Below are 19,688 nucleotides of genomic sequence, written 5' to 3'. Positions count from 1 at the left end.
AAATGTTTTCAATTCGATTGGCTGACCTTGCTCAGCAGTTGAATGCGCAGTTGCAAGGTGATGGCGATATTGTCATCACCGGCATTGCGCCAATGCATTCAGCAAATAGTGAGCAAATTACATTTTTATCCGATAGTCGTTATAATGACAGACTCGCTGAGTGTCAGGCTGCGGCTATTGTATTGCGTGAAGCAGACCTTCCTCACTGTAAGGTTGCAGCGTTGATTGTTGATAATCCTTATATTGCGTATGCACACATGGCGCAAATCATGGATACAACACCACAACCCGCACAAGATATCCATTTATCAGCAGTCATTTCTCCCGATGTGGTTCTGGGCAAGAATGTGGCGATTGGCGCAAATGCTGTTATCGAATCTGGTGTTATTCTTGGTGATAATGTCATCATTGGTGCCGGTTGCTTTATTGGCAAAAATGCACGGATTGGTGCAAATACTCGTCTTTGGGCCAACATATCGGTATACCATAACGTTGAAATCGGTAAATCGTGCTTAATCCAATCAGGAAGTGTTATAGGTTCTGATGGTTTTGGATATGCTAATGATCGCGGAAATTGGGTTAAAATCCCACAGTTGGGTACTGTAATCATCGGGGATCGAGTTGAAATAGGTGCTTGCACAACCATTGACCGTGGCGCGTTGGATAACACAGTTATTGGTAATGGTGTTATCATAGACAACCAATGCCAGATTGCCCATAACGTAACGATTGGTGATCATACAGCAATAGCGGGTGGTGTGATTATGGCGGGTAGCCTGAAAGTTGGTCGTTATTGTATGATCGGCGGGGCGAGTGTCATTAATGGGCACATGGAAATCTGTGATAAAGTGACCGTGACTGGTATGACCATGGTGGTGCGTTCAATTACGGAACCCGGTATATACTCTTCAGGTATCCCATCACAACCGAACAAAATCTGGCGTAAGACTGCGGCTTTAGTCAAGAATATCAATGAAATGAATAAGCGATTGAAGTCACTGGAACGTCAATTGGGAAGTGAGGATAAGTAATTTCACTAACAATTTTGCTTAAGCGTTTTTGGTTGTGTTTTTAATTTTTGCGGCCTGCCTGATAACTCTGAATTCGGAGTTAACGCAGGCCGTGTCGTTAATACTATGATTCTTATATAGACAGGAAGAGTATTTAGATGAGTAATAATCATACTCTACAAATTGAAGAAATTTTGAATTTACTTCCTCACCGCTACCCATTTTTATTGGTAGACCGTGTTCTGGATTTTGAAGAAGGTAAATTTTTGCGCGCAGTTAAGAATGTAACATTTAATGAACCGTTCTTTCAGGGGCATTTTCCAGGTAAGCCGATTTTCCCGGGTGTACTTATCCTTGAAGCAATGGCTCAGGCTACTGGTATTCTGGCATTTAAAAGCGTTGGGTCACTAGAGCCGGGTGAATTGTATTATTTTGCAGCAATCGATGGGGCTCGCTTTAAACGTCCAGTATTACCTGGTGATCAAATGATTATGGAAGTTGAATTTATTAAAGAACGTCGAGGAGTTGCACGTTTCAGGGGTGTGGCTAAAGTCGATGGAGAATTAGCTTGTGAAGCTGAAATGATGTGTGCTCGCCGTCGTGAGGCTTAATTCATGATTGATCAGACCGCAGTTATCCATCCTTCTTCTATTGTTGAAGAAGGTGCAGTTATTGGTGCCAATGTGAACATTGGCCCATTTTGCTATATCGGTTCTCAAGTTGAAATTGGTGAGGGGACTGAACTGAAATCCCATGTTGTGGTTAATGGCATCACCAAAATTGGCCGCGATAACCAGATCTACCAGTTTGCTTCCATCGGTGAAGTCAATCAGGATCTCAAATATCAGGGTGAACCGACCCGTGTTGAAATTGGTGATCGTAACCGCATCCGTGAAAGTGTTTCTATCCATCGTGGTACAGTTCAGGGTGGTGGTTTGACCAAAATTGGCAGTGACAATTTGTTGATGATCAATGTTCATATTGCGCATGACTGTATTGTCGGTGATCGTTGTATCATTGCGAATAATGGCACATTGGGTGGGCATGTGGTTCTGGGTGATTATGTCATTATCGGTGGCATGACAGCTGTCCATCAATTCTGCCAGATTGGTTCCCATGTTATGATCGGCGGTTGTTCTGGTGTTGCTCAAGATGTGCCACCATATGTCATTGCACAGGGAAATCACGCCACTCCTTTTGGTTTGAACATTGAAGGCTTGAAGCGCCGTGGATTTAATAAAGAGTCTCTGCACGCAATCCGCAATGCTTATAAAATGCTTTATCGCAGTGGCAAATCATTAGAAGAAGCCAGAAAAGAGATCGATATCTTGGCGGAAGATAACTTGCATGTGAAATTATTCAGTGATTTTCTGGTGAATTCCGCAAAATCCAGCCGTGGCATTATTCGTTAAGTAGATGAAGGATGCTCCTTTGGCTACCATTTCTTCTATTAACAATCAGCGTCCGCTTACAATTGGTTTGATTGCTGGAGAAACATCCGGCGATATTCTTGGGGCAGGGCTGATTCGCGCATTAAAAGCAAAAATTCCGGATGCCCGTTTTGTGGGTGTCGCCGGTCCTCTTATGCAGGCGGAAGGTTGTGAAGCCTGGTATGAGATGGAAGAGCTGGCTGTTATGGGAATTGTTGAAGTACTTGGGCGCTTGCCCCGTCTGTTGAAAATACGCAAAGATTTAACAGCACGCTTTACCGAGTTGAAGCCGGATGTATTTATTGGCATTGATGCGCCTGATTTTAACATTACTTTAGAAGGTCGGCTTAAACGCCAAGGGATCAAAACGATCCATTATGTCAGTCCATCGGTATGGGCGTGGCGTCAGAAACGGGTATTTAAAATCGGTCGGGCTACAGATTTGGTATTAGCATTTTTGCCATTTGAAAAAGCATTTTACGATCAGTTTAACGTACCATGTCGGTTCATTGGCCATACTATGGCAGATGCGATGCCTCTGCGGACGGATAAAGCAGCCGCCAGAGAGGTTCTGGGAGTGCCGTTGGATAGTCATTGTCTGGCGATACTGCCCGGTAGCCGTCATGCTGAAGTAGAGATGCTGAGTGCTGATTTCTTAAAAACAGCACAATTATTGCGAGATGAATTACCAGACCTGCACGTATTGGTTCCTCTGGTAAATGCTAAACGACATGAACAGTTTCAGAAAATCAAAGATGAAATTGCGCCGAATTTACCCATTCACTTACTGGATGGTAAAGCCCGTGAGGCTATGATTGCCAGTGATGCTACTTTATTGGCATCCGGTACAGCAGCATTGGAGTGCATGTTAGCCAAAAGCCCAATGGTGGTGGGCTATAGAATGAAACCTTTTACATTCTGGCTGGCAAAACGTTTAGTGAAAACACCGTATGTTTCTCTACCTAACTTGCTGGCAGGGAAAGAATTAGTCAAAGAGTTATTACAGGATGAATGTGAACCCCAGGCATTGTCGGAGGCATTGTTACCTCTTCTGCAAGGTGGCAATGATGTGGAGGCGTTGAAAAAAACGTTTATGCATTTGCATGAAAGCATTCGCTGTGATGCCGATGAACAGGCTGCTCAAGCCGTTCTGGAATTAGCGAGAAGATAATGAATTTTGTCTATCCTCAGGCGAATTTGATTGCCGGTGTTGATGAAGTCGGGCGTGGCCCATTAGTAGGAGCCGTCGTTACGGCGGCGGTAATTCTTGATCCTGCTAAACCAATCACAGGCTTGATGGATTCGAAAAAACTCACGGAGAAACGCCGTGAAGCGTTGTACTTGGAAATTAAAGAAAAAGCACTGTGTTGGAGTCTTGGTCGGGCAGAGCCGGAAGAAATCGATCATCTCAATATTCTTCACGCTACGATGCTTGCCATGCAGCGGGCAGTGGCTGGTTTAGTCATCACGCCTGATTATGTGTTGATTGATGGCAACCGTTGTCCGGCATTAGCGATGCCAACGCAAGCGGTGGTTAAAGGTGATAGTCTGGTTGCCGAAATAAGTGCAGCTTCCATCCTTGCCAAAGTCACGCGTGACAGAGAAATGACAGAACTGGATAAACAGTTCCCTGATTACGGTTTTGCGAAACATAAAGGTTATCCGACAGCCTTACATCTCGAAAAGCTAGCTTTGCTTGGCGCCACGGAACATTACCGTAAAAGTTTTGCGCCGGTTAAACGAGCGTTAGGTCTTGGATAAAAATCTGGGCAGACTATGACAGAACCACGTTTTGTGCACTTACGTGTTCACAGCGACTATTCAATGATTGATGGCTTGGCTAAAACTGGTCCACTGGTGAAAAAGGTTGCCAGATTGGGTATGCCAGCTTTTGCGATTACAGATTTTACCAACCTGTGCGGGTTGGTGAAATTTTATGGCAGTGCCCACGGCGCTGGCATCAAGCCGATTGTTGGGGCTGATTTTTATGTGGAAAGCGATTTGTTGGGGGATGAGTATGCCCATCTGACGGTTCTTGCACGTAATAATGAAGGTTATCAAAATCTGGCCTTGTTGATCTCAGAGGCCTACCAAAAAGGCTATGGTGCAGTCGGGCCGACCATCAAACGGGAATGGCTGGAGAAATACAAAGTTGGCTTAATCCTGTTATCCGGTGGGCGCATGGGGGATGTAGGGAAATTCCTGCTGCGTGGTAATCGTGCGATGGTGGAGCAGTGCCTCAATTTTTACCAAGAACATTTCCCGGATAGCTATTACCTTGAACTAATCCGTACGGGTCGTCAGGATGAAGAAAACTATCTTCATGCGGCGGTGGAGCTAGCGGCAGAAAAAAACCTGCCCGTTGTGGCAACTAATGATGTCTGTTTTCTGGAAAGCGAAGACTTTGACGCGCATGAGATTAGAGTTGCCATCCATGACGGTTATACACTGGTTGATCCGAAACGTCCTAAAAATTACAGTTCTCAGCAATATCTGCGCAGTGAACAGGAGATGTGTGAGCTTTTCTCCGATATTCCTGAAGCACTGCAAAATAGCGTAGAAATTGCTAAACGCTGTAATATCACGATCCGTCTCGGTGAATATTTTCTTCCGCAGTTTCCAACGGGAGATATGAGCACGGAAGATTTTCTGGTTGAAAAATCCCAACAAGGTTTGGAAGAACGTCTGCAATTTCTTTATCCCGATCCGGAAATTCGGGCGCAAAAGCGATCGGAATATGATGATCGTCTGGATATTGAGCTGAAAGTTATCAATCAGATGGGGTTCCCCGGTTACTTCCTGATCGTGATGGAGTTTATTAAATGGTCGAAAGATAACGGTGTTCCCGTAGGACCAGGACGTGGCTCAGGTGCAGGCTCCTTAGTTGCTTACGCTTTAAAAATCACTGATCTCGATCCTCTGGAATTCGACCTGCTGTTCGAACGTTTCCTTAACCCTGAACGTGTATCCATGCCTGATTTTGACGTCGACTTCTGCATGGAGAAACGTGATCAGGTGATTGATCACGTAGCAGATATGTACGGGCGAGATGCGGTATCGCAGATCATTACTTTCGGTACAATGGCAGCGAAAGCGGTTATCCGTGATGTTGGGCGTGTATTGGGTCACCCGTACGGGTTTGTTGACCGGATATCAAAGCTGGTGCCGCCTGATCCCGGTATGACGTTGGAAAAAGCTTTTGCAGTGGAGCCGCAACTGCCTGAAATTTACGAAGCGGATGAAGAGGTCAAGGCGCTGATTGACATGGCGCGCAAGCTGGAAGGTGTTACCCGTAACGCCGGTAAACATGCCGGTGGTGTTGTTATTGCACCTACTAAAATCACTGACTTTGCGCCCATCTATTGCGATCCTGAAGGGCAAAATCCAGTTACCCAGTTTGATAAGAACGACGTGGAATACGCGGGCCTGGTTAAATTTGACTTCCTTGGCCTGAGAACCTTAACCATCATCAACTGGGCACTTGAGATGGTTAATGCGCGTCGTACCACGAAAGATCTGGAGCCTATCGATATTGCGGCCATTCCGCTGGATGATCAGCGAAGTTTCGATATGCTGCAACGCTCTGAAACCACAGCCGTATTTCAGCTCGAATCGCGTGGAATGAAAGATCTGATCAAGCGTCTGCGTCCTGATTGCTTTGAAGATATGATCGCATTGGTGGCATTGTTCCGCCCCGGGCCGTTGCAATCAGGCATGGTAGATAACTTTATCGACCGTAAACACGGACGGGAAGAGATTTCTTACCCTGATGTTGAATGGCAGCATGAGTCTCTGAAACCTGTATTGGAACCGACGTACGGCATCATTTTGTATCAGGAACAGGTGATGCAGATTGCGCAGGTCTTGGCTGGCTATACTCTCGGCGGCGCAGATATGCTTCGTCGTGCAATGGGTAAAAAAAAGCCCGAGGAGATGGCCAAGCAGCGTTCAGTATTTGAAGAGGGTTCGATAAAACAAGGGGTTGATGGCGAACTCTCGATGAAAATCTTCGATTTGGTGGAGAAATTCGCGGGTTATGGCTTCAACAAATCGCACTCCGCAGCATACGCGCTGGTTTCGTATCAGACTTTATGGCTGAAAGCCCACTATCCAGCAGAATTCATGGCAGCCGTAATGACGGCGGATATGGATAACACGGAAAAAGTCGTTGGTCTGGTGGATGAGTGCTGGCGTATGGGGCTTAAAGTATTGCCGCCAGATATCAACAGTGGCTTGTATCATTTCCACGTCAATGACGAAGGTGAAATAGTTTACGGCATTGGTGCTATCAAGGGCGTGGGTGAAGGGCCAATTGAAGTCATGATTGAAGCGCGCAGGAAAGGAGGGCATTTCAAGGAACTCTTCGACTTGTGCGCACGGGTTGATATCAAAAAGATAAACCGCCGTGTGATGGAAAAGCTGATTATGTCTGGTGCTTTCGACAGACTGGGTCCACATCGTGCAGCGCTGATGTCTTCTTTGGAAGATGCATTAAAAGCAGCAGACCAACATGCCAAGGCTGAAGCCATTGGTCAAACAGACATGTTTGGTGTGTTAGCTGAAAAACCAGAACAGGTTGAACTTTCATATGCAAGTACACCGAAATGGCCTGATCAGGTTGTTCTGGATGGTGAACGGGAAACGCTGGGGCTGTATTTAACCGGTCACCCGATTACCGGCTATTTAAAAGAGATTGAACGATATACAAATGGGATGCGTCTAAAAGATGTGAACCCGACACCTCGTGGTCAGACAACGACTGTGGTAGGTTTGGTATTGGCTTCCAAGATACTGACGACCAAGCGCGGCAACCGGATTGGTATCAGTACGCTTGATGATCGCTCAGGACGGCTGGAAATCATGCTGTTTTCTGATGCATTGGAAAGGTACCAGCATTTACTGGAACAGGACAAAATTTTGATTGCTACCGGACAAGTCAGCTTTGATGACTTCAGCGGTGGGCTTAAAATGACGGTCCGCGAATTGATGGATATCAGTGAGGCACGTGAAAAATTTGCACGTGGTCTTGCTATATCTTTGTCAGACAGGCAAATTGATGAACAATTATTGAACCGTCTTCGTGGTGCATTGGAGCCACATCGTTCAGGGACGATACCGGTTCATCTTTATTACCAGCGGGTAGATGCCCGTGCCCGTTTACGATTCGGTGCAACATGGCGGGTAACACCAACGGATACCCTTTTGACAGATCTGCGAACTCTGCTGGGTAACGAGCAGGTAGAATTAGAATTTGACTAAAATAGGAACGTTATGAGTCTGAATTTTCTGAATTTTGAACAGCCGATTGCCGAGTTGGAAGCGAAAATTGATTCGCTCACCGCAGTTAGCCGTCAAGATGAAAAGCTAGATATAAATCTGGATGAAGAAGTCCAGCGTTTGCGGGAAAAAAGCGTCGAACTGACCCGCAAGATTTTTGCTGATTTGGGGGCATGGCAAATATCCCAGCTATCCCGTCATCCTCTTCGTCCCTATACGCTGGATTATATTAAGCTCATTTTTACTGACTTTGAAGAATTGTCTGGTGATCGTGCCTATGCTGATGACAAGGCGATAGTGGGTGGGTTGGCTCGCATTGATGGTCGTCCAGTCATGATTATTGGTCACCAGAAAGGGCGTGAAACAAAAGAGAAGATCCGTCGTAATTTTGGGATGCCATCACCAGAAGGTTATCGCAAGGCTTTGAGATTGATGGAAATGGCAGAGCGTTTCAAATTGCCAATCATTACTTTCATTGATACTCCAGGTGCGTACCCTGGCGTGGGCGCTGAGGAGCGTGGCCAGTCAGAGGCGATTGCCCGTAACCTGCGTGAAATGTCCCGTCTTTCTGTACCGATTATTTGTACTGTTATCGGTGAAGGTGGTTCCGGTGGTGCGTTGGCACTCAGTGTTGGTGATAAAATAAATATGCTGCAATACAGCACGTTTTCTACTATTTCCCCAGAGGGCTGCGCTTCTATCTTATGGAAGAGTGCTGATAAAGCACCATTGGCTGCTGAAGCGATGGGAAATACAGCTCCCCGACTGCTAGAATTGAAGCTGATTGATATGGTTATCCCAGAACCTTTAGGTGGGGCACACCGTAATTATGAGAAAGTGGCGGAATCATTGAAAACTCAATTGTTGGCTGATCTTGCAGAATTGAGTGAACTGAATGATGAAGAATTAGTGAATCGTCGTTATGAGCGCTTAATGCAATACGGTTACTGCTAATTTTTGAAAGTAAATTCTAAAGGCTGTTTTATTGATAACCATTTTTTATATACCCAATGGATTAATGGATTTCGAGATGCAGCTAACAAAGCTGTAAGTTGAAAGGCGACGGGTATAAATGCAATGCCATTTTCAATGGTGTTAATAACAGGTGGAAAGCGCTGAGGAGGCATAATTCTTCAGTATTTCCGCCTGTTTTATTATTTATGGGGGATGAAATTGTCCCGCTTTATCCATCTGGTATTATTATTCCTGCTGATAGTAGGATGATAATAGTAGGATGATGACAGTGGGATGATATAGGGTGCCTCATCGGCTAGACTTTAAAATAATAAATTGAGTTTTCTATGGCCAAATATAAATATATTATTTATGCGTTTTCTTGTGTGTTTATCTGGAGTTTTATTCCTTCTATAGCGCGCTTTGGGCAGAAAGAGATGGATCACTTCCAGTATTTATTCTGGTCAAATGTCCTGTCAGTTTTAGCGGTATTTGTAGTTGCTCTTATCATAGGCAGAAGCTGGAAACAACTATTATATATCCCTTTCCCGGTTATGATTAAGGTGTCGATTTTAGGTGCTTTAGACTGCTTCTTCTATCTATTGCTGTACTATGGCTACTCTATTGAGAATGGTGTTGCTGTTTTGGTGATTCAATATAGTTGGCCGTTAATGATTATTGGATTATCGTTCTTTATATTCAAAGAAAGATTGTCAATCAGACAAATGATTGGTATTGCAATAGGATTCATGGCTGTCGTGATTACTTTCACAAAAGGTAATATTACGGAGATTGCAGTAGAGCACCCCCAAGCATTGCTGCTGGTATTTAGTGGGGCTTTCTGTTTTGCTCTGATGTCTGTATTATCGAGACAATTCGCTATTGATCCCTATATCAGTACGTTCTGGATGTTTGCTTTTTCCACATTAGTTTCTGCCGTGTTTGTATTAGCGTTCAGCAGCATCAAGCTATCTGTTGGTGATTCACTGATACCAACGTTGCTTAACGGAATCATACTCAATGGAGTCTCTTATATCATTTGGTTCAAAGCGATGAGTAGCCCGGATTCCCATAAAATCGCATCAATACTATTTTTATCACCTATCTTATCCATGATGTGGATTATTCTGTTTTTTGGTGATGCATTTGTTCCTGCTTATATTATTGGTTTGGGTCTGGTTATCATCTCTGGAATGCTTTGTCTCAGAGTTAAGAAGAACAGTTCTGAGCTGAATGAGCTGCAAGATGATTTGGTTGAGGATTGATTTGGTAAACATGAAGAAAGGTTCAATTCCATAATGGCAAATACTTATGGGCCACTTCTGACGACACTGACAGAACAAATCGGGCAGCATAAAAAGATTTTGGTTGGTTTTAGCGGTGGGTTGGATTCCACCGTATTGCTGCATTTGCTGGTTCGCTTACGTGACGAATACCTGCAAACAGATCGTGATCTGATAGTGTTGAGGGCAATGCATATTCATCATGGTTTAAACGTCAAGGCGGATTTTTGGGTTGATCATTGCCGTCAGGTATGTGCTGATTGGAAAGTTGATTTTTGTACTGAAAAAGTGAATCTGGATATTCGCCAGAATGGTATTGAAGCCGCTGCTCGAGAGGCTCGATATCAATCTTTCCAGCAAGCATTACAGCAGGATGAGATTTTAATAACGGCACAACATCTTGATGATCAGGCTGAAACGTTTTTATTGGCATTGAAACGTGGGAGTGGCCCCACGGGATTATCTTCTATGCCTTCTTGTATGCCATTTGCCAGAACGACATTAATCCGGCCATTGCTGAATGCCAGTCGTGCGGAGTTAGAAGAGTACGCACAGGAACAGGGATTGAAATGGGTTGAAGATGATAGCAACCAAGATGATCGCTATGATCGCAATTTTTTGCGCTTGCATATTATGCCGTTGCTTAATCAGCGTTGGTCTTGTTTCCCACAAGCAGTTTCCCGCAGCGCCAGCTTGTGTGGGGAACAAGAGCAATTGCTGGATGAATTACTGAGCGAGTCATTAAGTTCATTGACCACATTGGAAGGTACGATATCTATCCCTCCTTTAGAAAGTTATTCAGAAGCTAAAAGAAATGCGTTGTTACGTCGCTGGTTCAATCAACGCGGTGTAAAAATGCCTGAGCGAGCCCAGCTTCAACGAATTTGGTCGGAAGTGGCGCTCGCTCGGCAAGATGCAGAGCCTCGCTTTAGATTAGGGCGATATGATATTCGCCGCTATCGGCAGCAACTTTGGCTGGTTCCCCAGCATCAGCTTTTGGCGGGTACTGTTCTTGAATGGGATATAGAACGGAAACTGGTATTGCCAGATGGTTTGGGAGTGTTAATATTTTCTGAAGAGAACGGCATTATAATCAGGATGCCAGATAAAAATGAGAAAGTGACTATTCGTTTTGGTGTTCAAGGCAATATTAGCATTGTGGGGCGACAGCATTCCCGTCACAGTAAAAAGTTGTGGCAGGAATTGGGCGTTGCACCTTGGCTCAGAGAGAGAACACCACTGCTCTATTATGATGAGAAACTGATTGCAGCATTGGGCGTTTTTGTCACGAAAGAAGGCCAGAGTCTGGCTGATGATATGGGACTTTCAGTGCAATGGAAGAAAATCTCGCCTCATGGTGAATGATGGGATTAACCGCTCATTAATATAAAGCTGGATTGCGGAGCTCTTTGATTTATAGTCAAAAATAAACTGTTTTTAAGGAAAAACCCTTATAATGAAAGGGTTTTTCCTGCGTCGGCGCGTTCTAGCCGTTATTTGTTATCATAATGAAGAGTGCTCAATAACAATCGTTCCAATTTCTGGATTGCTGAAACTGATAATGTGATCCAACCTTAATTCACGGGTTCCTTCATTTGACTCGACGAGAAGATATTCAACCTTTTTTCGTAAAATCAAGCTATTCGCTTTTCCTTCAAATACTTCATCACCTCGCAATTGAACATGTAAATACAGTTGACGTTGGCAAGCTAGCTCAAGGTTATCGTAATCGTCACAGTTAATTGGTTGATATTCTTTGTTATCTATAGACATATTTGCTCACCACTATGTTAGTGGCGGTGATTGTGCCGCCCGTGATTGACCAAATTCAAACACAAAAAATGCTATCTACGACTATAGCACAGTAAACTTTCTGTGATTACTGAATAAATCTGTGAAAATTTCCTCAATATTGGGATACAGGTTAATTCTATGATTTTTATTGTGTAATGAAATGAAGCCATAATATTTGATTTTTCTCTCCGTGTATTTTGGGATACGGTAAAGTAACGTCAATCTTGTTACTTAACGCTCATGTTTTATAGATAGTGGACGTTATAAAAGTGGGTTATTTGTTGAATTTACTGGATCAAAATGATGATGAATAAAAAAATATTGCTTGCATTGCTAACTGTAGGGGTATTCACAGCGGTTGGTTGCCAGAACTATCCTGTGTTACAGGATAGTTCTGGCACACAAAACAACACTGCCTCTCTTGGTACGATTTTGCCAACTGAAAAAGTGTTTAACGGTGTTGTACCTTGCGCAGATTGCTCAGGTATTGAGACCACCTTACAACTTGGTAAAGATGGGGCATATATATTAGGGCAGACTTATCTGGAAGCCAAAAGTGAGGAAAATACTTTCTTTGATACCGGAAATTGGGTAATACAGGGGAAAAAGGTCGTTTTGACTAATCAAGATGGTAAAAAATCTTATTATCAGATGAAGGACGACAATCTGGTCATGCTGGATATCAATGGCCAGCCAATCCAATCACAATTTAATTATGAATTAGAAAAGGTCATTCCAAAAAAACTCGTTGGAGAATATAGCTATTTTGCTGATTCTGCAATTTTTACCGAATGTCGTACTGGCAAACTCTATGATGCTTCTGAAAATATCGACTTGGAGCGTGGCTACAGTAAGGCAAGAATAGAAGCAGGGATTCCGGCTTATGTGGAAATAGAAGGCTACTATACACTTCGTCCTTCAATGGAAGACGGATTATTTGATAATGCTGTGATCCAAACAGGTAAAATCCGCTTTGATAAGAAAGCTTCTTGTACTAAGAATTAGTAAACAATAAGTTATAACCTTACGTATAAAAAAACCTGCGCCATGAGTACGCAGGTTTTTGTCAATCTGAGTTAATATTCTCAAACAAGATTAAGCTTGCTGAATTTGCCCTTTCAGGAATTCAACAATGTTTTCCAGTTTCAGCATCTGCTTATCACCAGTACGGCGGGATTTATATTCAATTTCATCGTTGTCCAGATTGCGATCACCGATGACCAGAGTATGTGGTACGCCGATCAGCTCCATATCAGCAAACATAACTCCCGGGCGTTCTTTACGATCATCAAAAATCACATCAATACCGTTGGTACGTAAGTCAGCATACAGTTTCTCAGTCACTTCTTTCACCCGGTAAGATTTGTGCATGTTCATTGGCAGAATTGCTACTTGGAACGGAGCAATAGCACTTGGCCAGATAATGCCACGATCGTCATGGTTCTGTTCGATGGCAGCAGCAACGATACGGGTTACACCAATACCATAACACCCCATAGTGACAACTTGATTATGGCCATCCTCGTTTTGTACGGTTGCTTTCAGCGCTTCGGAGTATTTAGTACCTAACTGGAAGATATGCCCCACTTCAATACCACGTTTGATTAACAGTGTTCCTTTACCGTCTGGGCTGGTATCACCTTCAATGACGTTACGGATATCTGCAATTTCTGGCAGAACTAAGTCACGCTCCCAGTTAATACCGAAGTAATGTTTGTCATCGATATTGGCACCGGCACCGAAATCACTCATGACGGATACACTACGGTCAATAATAACAGGCATAGGCAGGTTTACTGGGCCTAAAGAGCCTGGTCCAGCTTTCACAATGGCACGAATTTCTTCTTCAGTAGCGAAATTCAGTGGGCTAGCTACCAAAGGCAATTTTTCTGCTTTTATTTCGTTCAGTTCATGGTCACCACGTACCAACAGAGCAACCAATTTGTGTCCGCTTTCTTCTGTGGCGTGAACGATCAAAGTCTTGACGGTTTTCTCAATCGGCAAGTTGAATTGTTCAACCAGTTCAACAATAGTTTTTGTGTTTGGTGTATCGACCAGACGCATTTCTTCCGATGGAGCCGCACGCTCATGAGATGGCATGATAGCTTCTGCCAATTCGATATTAGCTGCGTAGTTAGATTCGGTAGAGAACACGATATCATCTTCACCGCTGGCTGCCAGAACTTGGAATTCGTGGGAAGCACTTCCACCGATTGAACCGGTATCTGCCAGAACCGCGCGGAAATCCAGCCCGATACGGGTAAAGATTTTGCTGTAGGCATCGTACATTTTGTCGTAAGTCTCTTGCAGAGACTCTTGGCTGGTATGGAAAGAGTAAGCATCTTTCATAATGAATTCACGTGAACGCATAACGCCAAAGCGTGGACGAACTTCGTCACGGAATTTGGTCTGGATCTGGAACAGATTCAACGGAAGCTGTTTGTATGAAGTGATTTCGTTGCGAACCAAATCAGTGATAACTTCTTCATGAGTTGGTCCCAAAACAAAAGGACGCTCACCACGATCAACAAAACGAAGTAATTCAGCACCATATTGTTCCCAACGACCGCTTTCCTGCCACAAATCTGCTGGCTGAACTACCGGCATGGAAACCTCAACCGCTCCCGCATTATTCATCTCTTCACGAACAATGTTTTCAACTTTTTTCAATACGCGGACACCTGTCGGCATCCAGTTGTAAAGACCTGAAGCGAGTTTACGGATCATTCCGGCACGAAGCATCAGTTTATGACTGACTACTTCTGCATCAGCAGGCGTCTCTTTTAAAGTAGAGAGCAGATATTGGCTAGTACGCATAGTAAGTTTCCATTGGATAGCAAATTGCTTCTGGGCGGCAAGATATGCCGCCCAACCCAGAAAATAAAATAAACCGCTAGTTTACCAGTGAGGTTACGATGTCCAAAGGGGTTTTAACGGAGTTCGATAGAAATCACTTCTGTCATGGTGCCATGAACTAGCCAACGAACATTGAAATCCAAGAGATGAACTGCGTATATTCTGTTCTCTTTTTCTTTATTGCGATAGGCAGGACGAGGGTCCTGAGCCAATACTTGGCTGATAAAACGTTTCAAATGAGGATGAGCGGCCTGATGGGATAAAAGCTGGCATTCTGCTTCCGGAGAGAAGTAAATGTCCATGTTTGCATCTGGTGCATCTTGAGCAAAACCAGCCTTGGCTTCTGAGCGTGATTCAGCGAAAGGCAGGTAGGGTTTGATATCGATCACTGGGGTGCCATCTACCAAATCTAAGCTGCCAAGCTCAAGAATGACACTATTGTTCTTGCATTGAATACCTTTCAATTCCACCAATGACATACCAATTGGATTGGGGCGGAAGGTTGAACGGGTAGCAAATACACCCATTTTAGTATTTCCTCCCAAACGGGGTGGGCGTACTAATGAATTCCAACCTCCATTCATGGTTTGGTGAAAAACGAAAATAATCCATAAATGACTGAACTGTTCCAACCCGCGTACAGCATCAACCTGATTATAGGGAGTAAGTAGTTCTAGCTGCCCCGTTCCATCTTCCACCAAACCCGGTTGACGGGGAATGGCAAACTTCTCTTTATAGGGAGAATGAATGGTGCCTATTTGTGTAAAATGGAAATCTGCCATGGGTGTTTTGGATAATAATGATTCGGTAATAATTAGTTATTGTTTATCGACAGTGCTGAACCTTCACAAATGGCCATTTGGTAGCAGCCCTGACCAGATAAAAGTGCACATTGATGAAGTAAGACGGCATTAGCGTTCAGACTGGCTGCTTTTGCCAGCATATTTTGTCGTGCAGTTGCGATACTGGCTGGACGATCTTGCAGTGTATTTCGGCAGGACTCACCGGATACAACACCTAAATCTTTAAATGGTGAACCTAAAAGCTCATCTGTTTTGGTGTACAGGCGAACGTAAGAGGGCACCTTATTGTGCTTGTTTGATTGATGTTTCAACTTCGAATCCGGCATGTCAGCCTTATTGGTTTTAGTTGGTAATGAAGTACACCCAACTATAAAAAGCGCCATGAAACAGATAGATAACACACGCATCAAGTTGAATCCTTATATTGATAGAGCCAGTAATTGAGTGGGTGCTGGAGTCTGAAACTACGATGAAAGCGCTTGCTGTCCCCCAATAAAAATAGGCGGATATAAAAATACCCGCCTGATAATTTTAATCTCAATTAACTGAATATGAAAGATTACCAGCCTTTTATTGCTCCGCCTTTGAAGACTTTATGTGCTTCTTGCTCTACTTCTGGTGATTGGAATGCTTTCACGAATTTTTGCACATTTTCAGCATCTTTGTTGTCTTCACGGCTAACGATAATATTTACGTAAGGTGAATCTTTATCCTCAACGAAGATACCATCTTGTTCTGGTGTTAAACCAATCTGCCCTGCATAGGTATTATTGATGAGAGCCAGAGCAATCTTCTGATCATCCAAAGAGCGAGGCAGCTGCGGTGCTTCCAGTTGAACGATATCTAATTGCTTAGGATTGCTGGTAATGTCCAGAATCGTAGGCAGCAAACCAACGCCATCTTTCAACGTGATTAGACCATGTTTTTGCAGTAACAGTAGTGAGCGGCCCTGATTGGTCGGATCGTTTGGTATGGCAATTTGGGAGCCATCTTTCAGCTCATCCAGTGATTTAATTTTCTTAGAATAAGCAGCCATTGGGTAGATAAAAGAGTTGCCAACGATAGCCAATTTGTAGTTACGTTCTTTTACTTGCTGATCTAAGTACGGCTTATGCTGGAAGATATTTACATCAATATCTCCCTTGCTCAGTGATTCATTTGGCAGAACATAGTCATTGAATGTCGTCAGCTCAACATCAAGGCCATATTTATCTTTAGCTATTTGTTTGGCAACTTCAGCAACTTTTAATTCTGGTCCAACAATAACACCAACTTTAATGTGATTTGGGTCTCTTTGCTCTTGACCACAGCCTGCAAGAACCAATGTGCCTAATAATGCGCCTATTACAGCAATGGATTTCAATTTCACTGACATATTTTTACCCCTATTGAATACTGATTTATAACCTGTCTTATCAAGTTACTGAGTACTGCTATAGTGAGGCTTTCGAATATAAGCCCTGTTTTTAATAGGTGCTGTTACCAGCACCTTTATTGTTGAAATAACTTTATTTGCGATTAACCGCTTTGACTAAATGGTCACCGCCTAACTGGATCAAGAACACTAAAATAACCAGTAAAGCTAACACTGTATTCATCACAGTCGCATCATAACCGATGTAACCATACTGATAACCAATCTGACCCAGACCTCCGGCACCAACAGCCCCACCCATTGCGGAATAGCCAACTAAGGTGATTAAAGTAATTGTTGCTGCATTGATCAAACTTGGCAATGCTTCCGGTAATAAGATCTTTTTGACAATTTGGAACGGTGTTGCACCCATTGCACGCGCTGCTTCGATTAATCCAGATGGAATTTCCAATAAAGCATTCTCTACCATGCGGGCAATAAAAGGTGCCGCTCCAACCGTTAGAGGAACAATCGCAGCCTGTAAGCCGATTGACGTTCCGACAATCAGCCGGGTGAATGGAATCATCCATACCAGCAAAATAATGAATGGAACCGAGCGAGTGATATTTACCAATGCAGAAAGTATGCGATAAAGCGCTCCATTCTCAATAACTTGTCCTGGACGAGTAACATATAAAAGCACACCAGCCGGCAATCCAATAACAAAGCCAAAGAAACCAGAGACAAAAGTCATTACGAGGGTTTCCCAGACTCCTTTAGCTAATAATAAAATCATTCCTTCAGACATAACCGAGAACCTCTACTTTCACATGATGCTCTTCTAAAAACGCGATTGTTGATTTGATACTGTCGTTTTCCCCATCTAGCTCAGCCAACATGACTCCAAATTTAACACCACCTGCGTAATCCATTTGAGAACTCAAGATACTGATGTCGATATTAAAGCGGCGAACTGCCATTGAAATTAAAGGCGCATCAACTGATTTACCTGTAAATTCCAGTTTCAATAATGGACTACGATCAGGTGCAGATTCTGGTTGTAATTTCTGTAGATAATCTTCAGGAATATCCAGATGCAGCGTAGATTTAATAAATTCTTGGGCAACCGGCGTTTTGGGATGAGAAAATATTGCGCTTACAATATCTTGCTCGATCAATTGCCCACCACTGATTACTGCAACTTGATCACAGATGCGTTTAACGACATCCATTTCATGGGTAATCAGAAGAATGGTCAGACCCAAACGACGGTTAATATCTTTTAATAGCTCCAGAATAGAACGTGTTGTTGCTGGATCCAGTGCGCTGGTGGCTTCGTCACACAGAAGTACCTTTGGAGAACTTGCCAGTGCACGGGCAATCGCAACACGTTGTTTCTGACCACCAGACAAATTGGCAGGATAAGCATCATGCTTATCAGAAAGACCAACCAATTCCAGCAATTCGTTAACTCTGCTCTTTATTTCGGATTTTGATGTGTTATCCAACTCTAAAGGTAATGCAACATTATCAAATACAGTTCTGGATGACAGCAAATTAAAGTGTTGGAAAATCATGCCAATATGACGACGTGCACGAGTTAATTCACGCTCTGAAAGAGAGGTAAGATCCTGTCCATCAACTAATACTTGGCCTGAAGTTGGACGTTCAAGCATGTTTACGCAGCGAATCAAAGTACTTTTCCCAGCACCAGAAGAACCTATGACACCATAGATTTGCCCTTGCGGAACATGCAAATTGATATCTGAAAGCGCTTTGATTGAACGCGTTCCTTGTTGAAATATCTTATCTATCTGAGTCAGTCTTATCATTTTTTTCTTATTAGATGTATTAGATGCAAAAGATGAATGACTTGAGAACATTTCGACAAGTCATGAATTAAAGTGGATGTTAAGGCGTCTAGACGTCTAAGTCAACTGGGAATAAATTAAATGCTACATTCTCATTCAGTAATAAATCATGCGATACTGTTTACTTGGTACATTCTTGGAGCAATCAGGTGACTCAAGGTATTCCCGCCGTATTTTTAGATCGTGACGGCACGATTAACATCGATCATGGTTACGTACATGAAATAGATAATTTTCAATTTATTGATGGCGTGATTGAATCCATGCTCGAATTGAAAAAAATGGGCTATGCACTGGTCTTGGTAACCAATCAGTCGGGTATTGCTCGTAAAATCTTTACAGAAGATCAATTTATGCAGTTAACAGAATGGATGGATTGGTCACTGGCAGACCGGGGTGTTGACCTCGATGGTATCTATTATTGTCCCCATCACCCGGAAGCAAGTGATGAAACATATAAGAAGAAGTGTAATTGCCGTAAACCACAAGCGGGTATGTTGCTTGACGCACAGCAAGAATTACATATTGATATGTCTGCCTCTTATATGGTCGGAGACAAATTAGAAGATATGTTGGCAGCAAATGCAGCTGATGTAGGTACCAAGATTCTTGTTCGTACAGGAAAACCTGTAACAGAAGAAGCAGAACATGTCGCAGATTTGGTTATTAATAGCCTGGCAGACCTGCCAAATGTGATAAAAAATAGGCAAAAATAGCCTTTTCGTTTAGTTTGCGAACATTCAAATAAAAAAATCACAAAAAGGCTTGCGTAAATCAGATAGCTCCCTATAATGCGCATCCGTTGTCACGACAAATACACAAATCTGTCGGGATGACAAAGTGAAAAGCCTTGAAAAATAAGGCTTGACACTGACAGAGGAAAGCGTAAGATACGCAGCCTCGCAACCCGGAAGCCACTTCCCGGTTGTCCCGCTCTTTAACAAGTTAATCAGACAATCTGTGTGGGCACTCGCAGGACTGTATCTCACGCCGCAAGGCGAAAAAGATTACCAAGTCTTGAAGAGTGAACAACAGTTAATTCATTATGAACTAACA

General features: G+C 43.3%; 18 protein-coding genes. 11 read left to right on the top strand and 7 right to left on the bottom strand.

The features are described 5' to 3' along the window. Positions 1-2 precede the first annotated feature (2 nt). The 9 genes from lpxD (at position 3) to tilS (ending at position 11,319) form a co-directional block, all read left to right on the top strand. Positions 3-1,031: a UDP-3-O-(3-hydroxymyristoyl)glucosamine N-acyltransferase gene (lpxD, locus tag AACQ81_RS19370; RefSeq protein WP_237385882.1), complete on the top strand. Its 1,029-nt coding sequence runs from the start codon at positions 3-5 to the stop codon at positions 1,029-1,031. 137 nt (positions 1,032-1,168) lie between these two features. Continuing rightward, a complete protein-coding gene (gene fabZ / locus AACQ81_RS19365) occupies positions 1,169-1,621 on the top strand; it encodes a 3-hydroxyacyl-ACP dehydratase FabZ (protein WP_237385881.1) in 453 nt (150 codons plus the stop codon). Positions 1,622-1,624: 3 nt separating this feature from the next. Next, on the top strand, positions 1,625-2,422 hold the full coding sequence (gene lpxA, locus AACQ81_RS19360) for an acyl-ACP--UDP-N-acetylglucosamine O-acyltransferase (RefSeq protein ID WP_237385880.1): 798 nt from the start codon (positions 1,625-1,627) through the stop codon (positions 2,420-2,422). A 4-nt stretch (positions 2,423-2,426) separates the two neighbouring features. Next, positions 2,427-3,611, top strand: coding sequence for a lipid-A-disaccharide synthase (gene lpxB, locus AACQ81_RS19355; protein WP_237385879.1), 1,185 nt, complete (start codon positions 2,427-2,429; stop codon positions 3,609-3,611). Continuing rightward, the gene (gene rnhB / locus AACQ81_RS19350) at positions 3,611-4,201 is read left to right on the top strand and encodes a ribonuclease HII (RefSeq protein ID WP_237385878.1); all 591 of its coding nucleotides are present in this window, start codon (positions 3,611-3,613) and stop codon (positions 4,199-4,201) included. The genes lpxB and rnhB overlap by 1 nt, the downstream gene beginning before the upstream one ends. 15 nt (positions 4,202-4,216) lie before the next feature. Beyond that, complete coding sequence (dnaE, locus tag AACQ81_RS19345; RefSeq protein ID WP_237385877.1) at positions 4,217-7,699, top strand: DNA polymerase III subunit alpha; 3,483 nt, start codon at positions 4,217-4,219, stop codon at positions 7,697-7,699. 12 nt (positions 7,700-7,711) lie between these two features. Continuing rightward, positions 7,712-8,671: an acetyl-CoA carboxylase carboxyl transferase subunit alpha gene (accA, locus tag AACQ81_RS19340; protein WP_237385876.1), complete on the top strand. Its 960-nt coding sequence runs from the start codon at positions 7,712-7,714 to the stop codon at positions 8,669-8,671. 347 nt (positions 8,672-9,018) lie between these two features. Continuing rightward, positions 9,019-9,936 (top strand): DMT family transporter, encoded by a 918-nt coding sequence (locus tag AACQ81_RS19335; RefSeq protein ID WP_237385875.1) that lies wholly within the window; start codon positions 9,019-9,021, stop codon positions 9,934-9,936. Between the two features lie 33 nt (positions 9,937-9,969). Further along, on the top strand, positions 9,970-11,319 hold the full coding sequence (tilS, locus tag AACQ81_RS19330; protein ID WP_237385874.1) for a tRNA lysidine(34) synthetase TilS: 1,350 nt from the start codon (positions 9,970-9,972) through the stop codon (positions 11,317-11,319). 138 nt (positions 11,320-11,457) lie between these two features. Here the strand turns inward: tilS and rof are convergent, their stop codons facing one another. Then, complete coding sequence (rof, locus tag AACQ81_RS19325) at positions 11,458-11,727, bottom strand: Rho-binding antiterminator (protein WP_237385873.1); 270 nt, start codon at positions 11,725-11,727, stop codon at positions 11,458-11,460. Positions 11,728-12,048: 321 nt separating this feature from the next. Between rof and nlpE the strand changes: the two genes are divergently transcribed. After that, positions 12,049-12,753: an envelope stress response activation lipoprotein NlpE gene (nlpE, locus tag AACQ81_RS19320; RefSeq protein ID WP_339353452.1), complete on the top strand. Its 705-nt coding sequence runs from the start codon at positions 12,049-12,051 to the stop codon at positions 12,751-12,753. Positions 12,754-12,843: 90 nt separating this feature from the next. Here the strand turns inward: nlpE and proS are convergent, their stop codons facing one another. From proS to metN, 6 genes are all read right to left on the bottom strand, one after another. Then, positions 12,844-14,565: a proline--tRNA ligase gene (gene proS / locus AACQ81_RS19315; protein WP_237385871.1), complete on the bottom strand. Its 1,722-nt coding sequence runs from the start codon at positions 14,563-14,565 to the stop codon at positions 12,844-12,846. A gap of 113 nt (positions 14,566-14,678) precedes the next feature. Continuing rightward, complete coding sequence (gene tsaA / locus AACQ81_RS19310) at positions 14,679-15,386, bottom strand: tRNA (N6-threonylcarbamoyladenosine(37)-N6)-methyltransferase TrmO (RefSeq protein ID WP_237385870.1); 708 nt, start codon at positions 15,384-15,386, stop codon at positions 14,679-14,681. A 32-nt stretch (positions 15,387-15,418) separates the two neighbouring features. Next, on the bottom strand, positions 15,419-15,814 hold the full coding sequence (gene rcsF / locus AACQ81_RS19305) for an Rcs stress response system protein RcsF (RefSeq protein ID WP_237385869.1): 396 nt from the start codon (positions 15,812-15,814) through the stop codon (positions 15,419-15,421). Positions 15,815-15,966: 152 nt separating this feature from the next. Beyond that, positions 15,967-16,782, bottom strand: a complete 816-nt coding sequence (locus tag AACQ81_RS19300) for a MetQ/NlpA family lipoprotein (RefSeq protein ID WP_237385868.1) — start codon at positions 16,780-16,782, stop codon at positions 15,967-15,969. Positions 16,783-16,915: 133 nt separating this feature from the next. Continuing rightward, positions 16,916-17,569 (bottom strand): methionine ABC transporter permease MetI, encoded by a 654-nt coding sequence (locus AACQ81_RS19295; RefSeq protein ID WP_237385867.1) that lies wholly within the window; start codon positions 17,567-17,569, stop codon positions 16,916-16,918. Beyond that, a complete protein-coding gene (metN, locus tag AACQ81_RS19290; protein ID WP_092554248.1) occupies positions 17,562-18,593 on the bottom strand; it encodes a methionine ABC transporter ATP-binding protein MetN in 1,032 nt (343 codons plus the stop codon). Before metN ends, AACQ81_RS19295 begins: the two co-directional genes overlap by 8 nt. A 188-nt stretch (positions 18,594-18,781) precedes the next feature. Here metN and gmhB point away from each other — a divergent pair, with 188 nt between their 5' ends. Beyond that, a complete protein-coding gene (gene gmhB, locus AACQ81_RS19285) occupies positions 18,782-19,348 on the top strand; it encodes a D-glycero-beta-D-manno-heptose 1,7-bisphosphate 7-phosphatase (protein WP_237385866.1) in 567 nt (188 codons plus the stop codon). Positions 19,349-19,688 lie beyond the last annotated feature (340 nt).

Origin of the sequence: Xenorhabdus sp. Sc-CR9 (assembly GCF_963897815.1) — a bacterium.
GTDB lineage: Bacteria > Pseudomonadota > Gammaproteobacteria > Enterobacterales > Enterobacteriaceae > Xenorhabdus.
Note: the sequence above shows the minus strand (reverse complement) of the source record. Positions and strands in the feature narration are given on the sequence as shown.